Origin of the sequence: Proteus penneri (assembly GCF_003144535.1) — a bacterium.
In the GTDB taxonomy this organism is placed as follows: Bacteria; Pseudomonadota; Gammaproteobacteria; order Enterobacterales; family Enterobacteriaceae; genus Proteus; species Proteus penneri.
Genome location: NZ_PHFJ01000001.1, coordinates 324501 through 337029, shown reverse-complemented (window position 1 = coordinate 337029; position 12529 = coordinate 324501). Strand labels below are relative to the sequence as shown.

General features: G+C 37.2%; 10 protein-coding genes and 1 pseudogene. 5 read left to right on the top strand and 6 right to left on the bottom strand.

Annotated features, from left to right (window positions below):
* Nucleotides 1-194: 194 nt before the first annotated feature.
* Together bamC and dapA are read right to left on the bottom strand one after the other, a co-directional pair.
* A complete protein-coding gene (bamC, locus tag CUB63_RS01705; protein WP_109847322.1) occupies nt 195-1241 on the bottom strand; it encodes an outer membrane protein assembly factor BamC in 1047 nt (348 codons plus the stop codon).
* Between the two features lie 16 nt (nt 1242-1257).
* On the bottom strand, nt 1258-2157 hold the full coding sequence (gene dapA, locus CUB63_RS01700; RefSeq protein WP_109847321.1) for a 4-hydroxy-tetrahydrodipicolinate synthase: 900 nt from the start codon (nt 2155-2157) through the stop codon (nt 1258-1260).
* A gap of 215 nt (nt 2158-2372) precedes the next feature.
* On the opposite strand from dapA, the gene CUB63_RS01695 reads away from it, so the two are divergent.
* Together CUB63_RS01695 and bcp are read left to right on the top strand one after the other, a co-directional pair.
* Nucleotides 2373-2930 carry a glycine cleavage system transcriptional repressor gene (locus CUB63_RS01695; protein ID WP_072064193.1) on the top strand — a complete coding sequence of 186 codons (558 nt, stop codon included), beginning with the start codon at nt 2373-2375 and terminating at the stop codon, nt 2928-2930.
* Nucleotides 2931-2948: 18 nt separating this feature from the next.
* On the top strand, nt 2949-3419 hold the full coding sequence (gene bcp, locus CUB63_RS01690) for a thioredoxin-dependent thiol peroxidase (RefSeq protein ID WP_109847320.1): 471 nt from the start codon (nt 2949-2951) through the stop codon (nt 3417-3419).
* Nucleotides 3420-3494: 75 nt separating this feature from the next.
* Here bcp and CUB63_RS01685 read toward each other — a convergent pair whose 3' ends face one another.
* Nucleotides 3495-4571, bottom strand: a complete 1077-nt coding sequence (locus tag CUB63_RS01685) for an AI-2E family transporter (protein ID WP_109847319.1) — start codon at nt 4569-4571, stop codon at nt 3495-3497.
* 154 nt (nt 4572-4725) lie between these two features.
* Between CUB63_RS01685 and bepA the strand changes: the two genes are divergently transcribed.
* The 3 genes from bepA to CUB63_RS01670 all read left to right on the top strand — a co-directional run bounded on the left by bepA (nt 4726) and on the right by CUB63_RS01670 (nt 8506).
* The gene (gene bepA, locus CUB63_RS01680; RefSeq protein ID WP_072064196.1) at nt 4726-6198 is read left to right on the top strand and encodes a beta-barrel assembly-enhancing protease; all 1473 of its coding nucleotides are present in this window, start codon (nt 4726-4728) and stop codon (nt 6196-6198) included.
* Between the two features lie 8 nt (nt 6199-6206).
* A complete protein-coding gene (gene arsC / locus CUB63_RS01675; RefSeq protein ID WP_072064197.1) occupies nt 6207-6563 on the top strand; it encodes an arsenate reductase (glutaredoxin) in 357 nt (118 codons plus the stop codon).
* 692 nt (nt 6564-7255) lie between these two features.
* Nucleotides 7256-8506, top strand: a complete 1251-nt coding sequence (locus CUB63_RS01670; protein ID WP_109847318.1) for an MFS transporter — start codon at nt 7256-7258, stop codon at nt 8504-8506.
* Nucleotides 8507-8722: 216 nt separating this feature from the next.
* On the opposite strand, the gene hda is transcribed toward CUB63_RS01670, so the two are convergent.
* The 3 genes and pseudogenes from hda to uraA form a co-directional block, all read right to left on the bottom strand.
* Entirely contained in the window at nt 8723-9430 is a 708-nt protein-coding gene (gene hda / locus CUB63_RS01665) for a DnaA inactivator Hda (RefSeq protein ID WP_006533048.1), read from the bottom strand.
* Between the two features lie 222 nt (nt 9431-9652).
* Nucleotides 9653-10857, bottom strand: a pseudogene (locus CUB63_RS01660) (mechanosensitive ion channel family protein).
* Between the two features lie 285 nt (nt 10858-11142).
* A complete protein-coding gene (gene uraA / locus CUB63_RS01655; protein ID WP_072064200.1) occupies nt 11143-12444 on the bottom strand; it encodes a uracil permease in 1302 nt (433 codons plus the stop codon).
* Nucleotides 12445-12529 lie beyond the last annotated feature (85 nt).

Sequence of the window (12529 nt, the reverse complement as noted above, 5' to 3'; positions counted from 1 at the left end):
AGATTAATATTATTAATAACTTTAAATTAAATCCTATCATTAAAAGAGTATTCAATTAATGATGTTTAATCTGATAGTTCCAATTGTCTTGTTGTAAACACATTTCAATTTAGATTAATACCATTAAATTAAGATAATAAAAAAAGCCGCACAACCTTTATTGTGCGGCTTCTCATATTTTTCAAAAATAATACTTATTTAACAGGCTTACTGAAAGCGGCTTTCAGTGCAGCAACCATTTGATCATTTTGTGATTGTGTTAATGGTTTACCTTTATCACTGATAAATTGTAAACTACTACGGTTATTTAAATCACCGACTTGTAATTTATAATCCGCCTCATCAACAGTTGGTCTATCAACACCTAATGCACTCCAGTTTGCACTGCTCATTCCTTTATAGGTTACTTCTATTGAACCTTTAGAACGTGTGCGATCGCCCATCTTCATGCCAATACTTTCTAATGCGATTGGTAATCTATCCCAAACCACATCGAATGGAGCACGAACGATAATGACTGGAAGGCCAGCATTATCACTACCACTTTGAACATCAATAATACCTTGTAAGCTACTACTTGCCGTATTTTCGCTTAAATTACGCATACGGTTTAAGCCATCAACCAATTCGTTAAGCATTAAAGTATTGTAACGCTTCACTTCATCCGGATCTGTCATTTCCGTTTCGCCTTGGCGTAAACCTTCGTTAGTCACTGTTAACGAAATAACATTACCTGACTGAGCAATCACTAAACGCTGACGTGTTTGGAAAGGTACGTTTTCATCAGCACGTAACCATGTGATCCAATCTGTATGGATCTCTTTTTGCTCTGCATCACTTTTAACAATCGCAACACCTTTCTCTGTTAAGATAGAACTAACTTGCTCGTATAGTGTTGTATTTTCTGGTGAATTTGGTAATAACAAACGGCTGTTATCTGCATTGTTTTCACTGCGTGAACCACTTAACAGATTCAGTGCTTGAGTTGGTGGACGAATATCAAGCGCTAAACCAACAGGTTCAGTTTTTTTAGGGGTTGGAATGTCATATTCCCCATTTTGCAAAGGCAACACCATACCCGCCGGAATCGCTAAATTCTTTAGCCCTGCCGTCTCTAAATAAGACTCATCACCACTGACCTGACGTTTATAGCGCTGATCACTTGAACAGGCTGCCAGTAAAACCACCAGCGACAGACCCGCGACTTTCATAATCTTTGATTTATGCAATAGTGTTGCCATTAAAATTCCCTAAGTTTTACAGTATTCCCGCTGTTAACAGCGCTTTCTCAACAATTTGCTGACCTGATGATGTCAACGGAGTCATAGGTAAGCGCAATGTGGCGTCTTCAATCAACCCAATACGTTGACACGCCCATTTAGCTGGGATTGGATTAGGTTCAACAAATAACTGATGATGTAAGTCCATCAGACGTCGATTAAGTTCACGTGCTTTCGCAAACTCACCCGCATTTGCTAATCGACATAATTCTACCATCTCTGACGCAGCAACGTTAGCAGTAACCGAAATAACACCGTGACCGCCAAGTTGCATAAAGTCTAATGATGATGCGTCATCGCCACTTAATAAGATAAAACTATCATCATTAACCAACTCTTGGATTTGACTAACCCTACTTAAGTTCCCTGTCGCCTCTTTAATTGCCACAATATTATCCAACTTGGCTAAACGTGCAACTGTTACTGGCAATAAATCACATCCAGTACGACCCGGCACATTATACAGGATTTGTGGTAATGCAGTGCTTTCAGAAATCGCTTTAAAGTGCTGATACAAGCCTTCTTGTGACGGTTTATTATAATATGGCGTTACACTTAAACAACCTGCGATACCTTTATTTTCAAACTGTTGCGTAAACCAAACAGCTTCAGATGTTGCATTAGCTCCCGTACCAGCAATTACAGGAATACGTCCATCAGCCATATCTAATGTCATTAAAACGACATCAACATGCTCGTCATGACTTAATGTTGCAGACTCCCCTGTTGTACCGACAGAAACAAGGGCAGCACTGCCTGCATTAACATGATAGTCAACTAATTTACGTAAACTAACCCGGTCAACATTGCCTTTTGCGTCCATTGGTGTAACCAATGCCACCATACTGCCTGTAAAATTAAATTCGTTATTCACCATAATCATTGCTCCGAGATAGACGTATACTCAATGGTACTCATTCATTGCTCTATTGAAAACTACTTAACTCTAGGTTTCTAATGAAATTTGCTAATATTCTTTGATATGAATTAAAGAGATATAATAATTGAAGATAGTGAGCAAGGGATCTTGGCAGAAATCAAAATTTGTGTTTACCTGTTAAGAATAAACTGAAAGTCAAAAGGAACCTCATTTTGCCCATACCTGATAAACATTTTCTCGTCATTACTGCATTAGGTGCTGATCGCCCTGGTATTGTTGATACCATTACACAATTAGTCAGCCAATGCGGATGTAATATCGAGGACAGCCGACTTGCGATGTTTGGTCAAGAGTTTACGTTTATCATGCTACTCTCAGGTGGCTGGAACGCTATCGCACAGTTAGAAGCGTTGTTGCCGATTAAAAGTGCGGAACTTGATTTATTGACCGTCATGAAAAGAACCAAAAATGGGGCTCCCATTACCTATCCTTCTACCATTGCAGCGAAGGTTGATATTGAAGATGCGCCCGGTATTGTAGAACGCTTTACTAATTTATTTAGCCAGCATAATTTTAATCTCGCTGAATTAATATCTAAGACACATCCTTCAGAAGATGGCTCACCTGCCCGTTTAGAAATACAAATTACGGCGCATAATCCATTAGATGATCATGGTATTGTTATTAATGAGAAATTTAATCAATTATGTACAGAGCTAAATGCTCAAGGCACAATAAGTATCGTAAATAGTCTGATGATGAAACAGTAAAAAATGGAGAATGACCAAATGAACCCATTAAAAGCCGGTGAAAAGGCGCCTCAATTCAGTCTGCCCGACCAAGATGGAGAAATAATTAATTTATCTGATTTCGCTGGTCAACGCGTGCTCGTTTATTTTTACCCTAAAGAAATGACACCAGGCTGTACGACACAAGCTTGTGGCTTACGTGATGAAATGGATACATTAAAAAAGGCCAAAGTTGAAGTATTAGGTATCAGCACAGATAAATCAGAAAAACTATCCCGTTTCGCTGAAAAAGAGATGTTAAATTTTACATTACTTTCAGATGAAGATCATAAAGTTGCAGAAGAATTTGGTATCTGGGGAGAAAAGCAATTTATGGGGAAAACTTACGATGGTATTCATCGTACAACATTCTTAATTGATAAAAATGGTGTTATCGAACATGTGTTTGATAACTTTAAAACCAGTAATCACCATCAAATCGTTCTCGAATATCTCGCTCAACATCCATAATTAAAACTTCAAATAGATAAAAAAAACAGACAGTTTACGCTGTCTGTTTTTTTATCTATGCATTCAATACGGTACTTAGCTTTTCTTTATATGTTGTTCACTCGCAATTTCATCAGGTAGTGCATGCAATACAGCTTTTATCAGCGTTGCTAATGGAATAGCAAAGAAAACACCCCAAAATCCCCACATGCCACCAAATATAATCACGGATAAGATAATAACTAAAGGATGCATATTTACAGCTTCAGAATACAGAATTGGCACTAATAAATTGCTATCTAATCCTTGAACAACAAGATAGGCGATAAATAACGCCCAAAAATCAGAGCCTAATCCCCACTGAGATAATGCAATCACAATAACTGGGATCGTCGCTAAAACAGCACCAACATAAGGAACTAAAACAGAAACACCGACGATAACAGCAAGTAATACAGAGTAACGTAAGTCAAAGAATGCAAATACAAAATAAGTGAAAACACCTACAATTATCATTTCAGTGACTTTACCGCGAATATAATTGGTAATTTGCTGGTTAACTTCAATCCAAACTTGCGCTGCCAATATTCTGTTTTTGGGTAAAACACGGCGAACTGCATTAAGCATCTGTTGCTTATCTTTAAGTAAAAAGAACGTCATTAAAGGAACAAGAATAAGATAAATCGACAGTGTAATAATTCCGATTAACGAAGCTAAAGACACTTTTAATACAGATTCAGCCACTGTTGAGAACTTACTACGTAAGTTTTCTGCCATCATATCAACAATACCCGCATCCATTAATGCAGGGAAACGATCGGGTAATTCATGTGCAAATGCATTGAACTTATTGATCATATTTGGGATATCTGAAATCAGTGTCACCCCCTGCTGCCACACGGTTGGCGCTAAAATTAAAATAACAATGGCACTAATACCAATAAAGAGTGTCAGAATTATCGATACTGCCCATATACGGGCACATCCTAATTTTTCGAGTAAATGCGTTGGCCACTCTAAAAGATAAGCAAGCACAATTGCCACTAATAAAGGAGCAAGTATGCCACTGAAAAAATACAGAATTGAAAAGCCAGCAATCAAGATGACCACAAGGGCGATAACTTGTGGATCAGCAAATCGACGTTTGTACCATTGAACAAGCAAGTCCAGCATGAAAATAAAGATCCTTTATAATAATCAGAACAATAGAGCTATATGTATTCATTTACATAAGCAATAATCTTTTGACAGATTTTACGTTAGGTTTTGCTATCATACATCATTAATTATTAATTATTCGTTAAGATAGCCATCAGGATACAGTTGTATGAAACTCAGACTTAAAACCCCTTTAGTCGCGCTTCTTGTTTCTGCGTTGCTATCAACATCAGTAGTGCCAGCACATGCTGCGATTGATATTGAAGATTCTTTACCTGATATGGGAACTACCGCAGGTTCAACATTAAGCATCAATCAAGAAATCGCTATGGGTGATTACTATACTCGCCAACTGCGAAATAGTGCACCATTAGTTTTTGATCCATTACTTTCTAACTATATTAATAATCTAGGACAAAAACTCGTTTCTAACGCCAGCTCGGTCAAAACGCCTTTTCACTTCTATTTAGTTAACAACCCAAATATTAATGCCTTTGCTTATTTTGGGGGAAACATTGTTTTGCATTCCGCGCTCTTTCGATATAGCCAAACTGAAAGTGAATTAGCCTCTGTTATGGCTCACGAAATCACGCATGTTACTCAGCGTCATTTAGCACGAATGCTGGAAGATCAGGCTAAAACAACACCTCTTGCTGTTGCCGGCGTATTAGGTTCTATTCTGATATTTATGGCAAACCCAAATGCAGGCCTTGCAACATTTACAGGAAGTATGGCGGGTATGCAGCAAAATATGATCACCTTCACCCAAATGAACGAGCAGGAAGCAGACCGTATCGGAATACAGACGCTCTATCGTGCGGGATTTGATCCCAAAGGGATGCCTGATTTTATGCAAATTCTTGCTGATCAGGTACGATATAGCTCTAAACCACCGGAAATGTTATTAACGCACCCCTTGCCCGATAGTCGCTTATCCGATGCAAGAAGCCGAGCAAGCCAATATCCTGCTCGACAGGTTCCACAGTCAGCTGACTTTCTATTTGCTAAAATGCGTGTATTAACCATGCTGACGAAAAATCCAACATCAGAGAATGCATTACAAACGGTACTTGATCAGTTTAAGCAAGGTACTGCTCTTGAAAAATCAGCTGCAAATTATGCGCTTATACTGATCTATTCTCGTGATCGCAAATTTGATGATGCAAGAAAACTGCTCACTCCTATGTTAGAAAAAGAGCCTAACAATATTTGGCTTATTGATGCCATGACAGATATCGATTTAGAACAAAATCGCGCAGGCGATGCGGTAGCAAGATTACAACTGGCATTGAAACAAAGGCCCAATAACAATGTCCTTATTGCCAACTTAGCTAACTCATACATGCATAATAAGCAATATAACGAAGCTAGCCGCCTACTTTATCGTTATACCTTTGATAACCCAAACGATCCTATTGGTTGGCAATTAATGGCAGAAAATTCAGCCAAACAAGGTGATAGAGCGCATGAATTAGCGGCTTATGCAGAAGATTTGGCCCTAAGAGGTGACTTTGAAACGGCGATCCGTTATTTAGGTGATGCAAGCCGACAAGTCAAATTAGGCAGTAATGATCAAGCTCGCTTTGATGCTCGTATAGACCAATTAAGAAAAATTCAGCAAAGAGACAGTCAATTTAAATAAGGGACAAAATGACCAAGAAAGTGACGATTTATCATAATCCACGCTGTTCAAAAAGCCGTGAAACCTTACATTTGCTAGAAGAAATGCAAGTAACCCCTGAGATTAATCTCTACTTAGACACTGCGCCTTCAGTAACAGAAATTAAAACTCTTCTTAAAGCACTAGGGTTTGATGATGCAAGAAAATTAATGCGTACAAAAGAAGAGATCTATAAAACACTCAAACTTGCTGACGAAACGTCACAAGATGCATTAATTCAAGCAATGCATAAAAATCCTAAGCTTATTGAGCGCCCTATTGTCGTTGTCGATAATAAAGCTCGTTTAGGTAGACCACCAGAACAAGTGAAAGAACTGTTTAATTAACCTTCAATATTTAAAGCCCATATTTATATTCTTACCTATATGGGCTTCTGTCTATTTACTTCATTATTAATCCCGCAACCGTTTACTCTCTTTTCTCAATTAAGAAATAAATCATCGAATGTTATTAAATTGTAAGTATTACAATTAGCAAAGAGTTTCTTATTTCCATAATAGAAAAAAATCAATCGTTTTATGCTTTCAAAAATTTTCATCTCAAATTCATATTTTTTATGAGTAAGAAATTGCTATTTTTAAAAACTTTTATCAAGATCACACCATACCTTACGAAGTCACGGTTATAAGAAAAAAATAATCATGTGTTTCATTTATATTGTGACTCAAGTCTCTTTACACAAATACATTCCTACATATCATGGGCATCAGAAAATATGATAGCAGAATTGATAAATAATAAATTCTCGTCGAAATATTTTTTCATTATTATCCAAGAAAGAAACTAACAAGAAGTACACATTTAAAACAATACTGCAACACGGCAATAAACTTTCAATTTGTTATTTAGTCTATCTCTTCTTTAGTTGTTAATTTTTAATTTGATGACAATTAATCGGTGTGAAATGAAGTTATAGATGTATATGAAATAAACAACGTTATAGCCAACATTATGGGCAATTAAAACTAACCAATCATCATTATGATGTCGGGTGATTGCTAGGCTAATAGGAAAACAGATGAATATCGTACTTAGATTAAAACTTGTCTCATTCCTCCAGTTCTTTATATGGGGGTCTTGGCTGGTAACATTCGCCTCGTACCTCTTTGGAGAACTGCATTTTAAAGGTAGTGATGTTGGGCTTATTTTTAGTGCTCTTGGGCTTGCCTCACTTATCGCACCTGTCATCATGGGATTTATTGCAGACAAAATAAATAACCGCAAATTAGTATTTATTACCCTGCATATTTTTTCCGCATTAGCATTAGTGTTAATGTCGCAAATGACAACAGTAACCACCCTATTCTTTGCGACTTTGTTGCACTTGTTGTTCTTTATGCCTAGTATCTCAATGGCAAACAGCATCATTTTCGAACTGTTAGAGCAAAAACATTTAGAACCTAACAACTACTTTCCAAAGATCCGTGTTTACGGCACAGTCGGTTTTATCGCGGCCATGTGGGTTATTAGCTTCTTAGGTTTAGGTAATAGCTACCACCAGCTCTTTGTGGCTGCAATTGCTTCTATTATTCTCGCTATTTTTGCCATGTTCTTACCTGCAACAAAAGCTATTGACAAAAATGAAGCTAAAGCAGAAGAAGCAGCATTTAGTCTTTCTAATATTTTGCACGTATTTAAAAAGAAAAATGTCGTTGTTTTCTTATTCTTCGCAACATTGTTAGGATCTGTACTGCAAATTACGAATACTTTTGGTGTACCATTCCTGCAAGATATTGCACAATCTCCAAATGCAGATGATTCATTCTTTGCACGTTACCCTTCCGTATTCTTATCTATTTCACAAATTTCAGAAGTCGTCTTTATTTTATTCCTACCTCTGCTACTAAAACGTGTAAGAATCGAAACTATTGTTTTATTTAGTATGATTGCTTGGATTTTACGTTTCGGTTTCTTTGCTTACGGCGACTACACATCATTAGGACAAATCGTCTTATTATTATCAATGATTGTGTATGGCTGTGCATTCGACTTCTTTAATATCTCTGGTTCACTGTTCTTAGAAAAAGAGATCCCATTGCAATATCGTTCAACAGCACAAGGTATGTTTATGACCTTAGTGAACGGTTTTGGTACTTATTTAGGTGCGATGTTAAGTGGTTGGGTCATTGATTTATATACTACCAATGGTGCAGTTGACTGGAAATCATTCTGGCTAATCTTCACTGGTTACACCGTTGCAATTACTGCACTTTATCTGATTTTCTTACTGGTACCACAGAAGAAAACTAAAGTAGTAGAAGCACACTAATTATTTAACCCTCCTCCTTTATTGTTTGTCTTTCTCACCGCTTGCCTTTTATAAAGACAAGCGGTTTTTTATCTCGTATTTTTATCGGGAAAGATAAAAAGAAATGTTCACCATTAATAAGCAACAAAAAATTGTTATCTTCAAAGGGTATTTAATTTCGAAAAGAGGGGTTAGATTTAGATTATTCGCCTCACCTAATAAGATGAGTGAGGCCATTTAAAGTTTGAGTATATCTTTCACAAATGGGATGGTCAGTTTACGCTGAGCAACAATAGAAGCATGATCAAGTTCATCGAGCATTTCAAATAAGGTACGCATTTTTCTATCTAAACGTTTTAATACAAAACGTCCAACATCTTCAGGTAGTTCAAACCCACGAAGTTTTGCTCTTAATTGCAACGCTTGAATTTTTTCTTCGTCACTTAAAGGCTGCAAACGGTAGATTTGTCCCCAATCAAGACGAGATGCTAAATCAGGAAGTTGTAGTTCTATTTGGCGAGGCGGTCTATCCCCTGTAATTAATAAACAGGTTCGCCCATGCTCTAACACTCGGTTATAAAGATTAAATAAGGCGAGTTCCCACTCTTCATCACCCGCAATACATTGAACATTATCGATACAAACTAAGGATAAATGTTCCATACCTTCAAGAACATCGGGAACAAAATAGGCGCGTTTATCAAGAGGAACATACCCCACTGCATCACCTTTTAAGGAGAGCTCTGCACAAGCGGCATGTAATAGATGACTCTTTCCACCTCCGTCACGAGACCAGAAATAGATATAACTGCCATGAGATTGATGAATGGCGGTTCGAATTGCCGCGACTAACGACGCGTTTTCCCCTGCATAAAAGCTATCGAATGTCTCATCATCGGGCAGAGATAGTGGTAATGATAGCTGTGACGGCGTATTCAGAAGCACCTCACCTGAATAGTGTAATAAACATGGTGATTCTAACACAAATTCTCACAAGGTCAGAATCAATATTAAAAAAGCACATGATACTGGTTAAGATAACAGCAAGATCACCATAATAAGTCTATTTTATATACTCCGAGCCCCTTATTGAATTGTTACTTAGCGACCCCTTAAATTATTTAGAGCAAAATCAATAAATATTCCATGTTAATAAGTTTCACTTGGTTATCTGAAGTTTAATTTCGCAACATCATTACCGGAAGGTTGCTGATAAATGTCGAGTTTAAAATATTTGGCTGATGCGTTTATATACTCAAAAATTTCAGATTGAGTTTCTTCATATTCAACCCAAGTGGTTGCACGAGTAAAGCAATATAACTCTACTGGTAATCCCATTGGGGTCGGTGGCATTGTTCTGATCACCAAATACATATCAGGTCGAACATCGCCACGCATTTTTATCCAATTTAGCATGTACTTGCGAAATAATTGTAAGTTAGTCACGCCTTTTGTTTCTAACCACTCATTAATATCACCAATCTCTTCTTCTTTTCCTTCAAGCATTGTTTCTATGCTATTACGAAGCGGAGCGGTATTTTTTAATTCTAATACTAATTCTTGCGTTGCAAATGAAATCGAAGATTGGTCAATATAAAAACTACGTTTAATCCGACGCCCTCCTGATGAAAACATCGGTTGCCAATTAGTATATTTTTCCGTCAAAAAGTCTTTGGTTGGAATACGGGAAATTGTATTATCCCAATTACGTACAGTAATCGTATGCAATGCAATATCAATAACCTCACCGCTGATATTACTACTCGGCAATTCTATCCAATCATAAAGCTTTAATACTTTTCCGTTAGAAATAAGAATATTGGCAACAAAAGAGATAAGTGTATGCTGAAAAACAAACATTAACACCGCAGCAATAGCACCAAAACTTGAGATAATAATAAGTGGTGACTGTTCAGTAAATAACGCAATGATCAAGATAAAAGAGATAATCCAGACCACAATTTTGGCAATCTCAATATAGCCTTTGATGGAATTATTCCGATGCCACGCTTTTTTAGCATGCCTAATATTGAAGATATCAAGGGCGTTATTAAGTAATGAGGCGATATTGATGATAATAAAGGCACGAGCAACCGTCTCAAAGATAATATTCATTTCCGTTGAAAAAGACGGTAGTAGCTGATTAATATAGAGAACGAGTGTAACAGCAACAATAGATGCACTCTTTTTAGCGATATCTTCTATGGTTTCTTCATCTGAAAGCTCAGTAAATAAAAAAGTAAACGCTTTGCGATTCGGCGGAAAATCATTTTGGCGAGAAACCATACTACTAACAACACAATAACTAAAAATATTGTGGTAAAAATCTGCTTTGATGTAATGAAATCATAAATTTCAATCAGGTTTTTCATAAATTACGTTATACCTTTATTGAGATACCTCAACCTTAAAACGAATATCACTTAAATCGCAGATAAGATGCCTATTTCGCATAAGAACAGACTACCATTGTCTCATTTATTTTATTTAAATAAACATCATGATTGAATTATTCATGCTTTTCTAAGTCTTAAACGCTTAAAATATCAAAAATCTTAGTTTTTAATATGACACAAGAATAAAACACAATAAAAAAAGGCGGAGATCATCCACCTTTTTATTAATTTCAGTATATTGCTTTAGATTTTCTTAATCGATTACTTTTTATTTGCTGTACCACTAACCGACTCAATGGTGTTATCCGCTAATTCTGTTTCGGGACGAATAATGCTGACGAGTTTAAAAATCAAACTTAAAACAATACCCACGATGGTTGCTAATGCCATGCCTTTTAATTCAGCCGCACCAATTTGAATGGAAGCACCACTCACACCGACAATCAGAATAATAGCCGTTAATATCAAGTTTTGCGGTTTATTATAATCCACTTTTGAATCTAATAAGACACGAATACCTGATGCACCAATGACACCGTAAAGCAGTAATGAAACCCCGCCCATAACTGGAACAGGCACAGCAGCTATAGCCGCAGCCAGTTTACCAACACAAGATAATAAGATAGCGAGAATTGCTGCACCACCAATAACCCATGAACTGTAAACCTTAGTGATAGCCATAACACCAATATTTTCACCATAAGTCGTATTTGGTGTTGAACCAAAGAAACCCGAAATAATGGTAGAGAAACCGTTTGCGAACATAGAACGATGTAAGCCTGGATTTTTCATTAAATCGCGTTGCACAATATTTGCGGTAACAACAAGGTGTCCAACGTGCTCAGCAATAACAACTAACGCGGCGGGTAGAATAATAAAGATAGCACTCCATTCAAAACGTGGTGAATAGAATGTTGGTAGTGCAAACCAGTTAGCTTCTTTAATTGGCGTAATATCAACAACGCCCAAGAAGAAAGAAAGAGCATAACCTGCTAATACCCCAATAAGAATAGGAATAATAGCAAGAAATCCTCTAAACATCACTGAACCTAAAATAGTCACACCTAAAGTGACCATAGAGATAAGCAATGTTTGACTATCAACTGGTGCATCCGCACTGGGTAATAATCCTGCCATTCCTGCTGCGGTTCCTGCTAATTCAAGCCCGATGACGGCAACGATTGCGCCCATTGCTGCAGGCGGGAACATCACATTAATCCAACCTCGCCCTGCTATTTTTACAATACCTGCCACAAGACAAAATAACACGCCACAGACGATAAATCCTCCAAGTGCTAATTCATACCCTAATGGTAATAGCAAAAGCACAGGTGAGATAAATGCAAAGCTTGAACCTAAATAAGCAGGAATGCGTCCTTTACAAATAAAGAGATAAAGCAGGGTTCCGATCCCGTTAAATAATAATATTGTTGCCGGATTAACTTTAAATAAAATTGGCACAAGTACGGTGGCGCCAAACATTGCAAACAGATGTTGAAGGCTCAACGGGATTGTTTGTAATAATGGTGGGCGCTCTTCTACCCCGATTGCACGACGAGTCATGCTTACGACCTCTCTTTAATAGGAATGTGAAATTGGTTTGTATTTTTAACTTCATACTCGTCTTATTTTAAGTCGCCATGTTGCT

Coding starts and splice junctions, on each gene's coding strand:
- bamC (WP_109847322.1), bottom strand. CDS start 1,241: ATGGCAACACTATTGCATAAATCAAAGATTATGAAAGTCGCGGGTCTG.
- dapA (WP_109847321.1), bottom strand. CDS start 2,157: ATGGTGAATAACGAATTTAATTTTACAGGCAGTATGGTGGCATTGGTT.
- bcp (WP_109847320.1), top strand. CDS start 2,949: ATGAACCCATTAAAAGCCGGTGAAAAGGCGCCTCAATTCAGTCTGCCC.
- CUB63_RS01685 (WP_109847319.1), bottom strand. CDS start 4,571: ATGCTGGACTTGCTTGTTCAATGGTACAAACGTCGATTTGCTGATCCA.
- bepA (WP_072064196.1), top strand. CDS start 4,726: ATGAAACTCAGACTTAAAACCCCTTTAGTCGCGCTTCTTGTTTCTGCG.
- arsC (WP_072064197.1), top strand. CDS start 6,207: ATGACCAAGAAAGTGACGATTTATCATAATCCACGCTGTTCAAAAAGC.
- CUB63_RS01670 (WP_109847318.1), top strand. CDS start 7,256: ATGAATATCGTACTTAGATTAAAACTTGTCTCATTCCTCCAGTTCTTT.
- uraA (WP_072064200.1), bottom strand. CDS start 12,444: ATGACTCGTCGTGCAATCGGGGTAGAAGAGCGCCCACCATTATTACAA.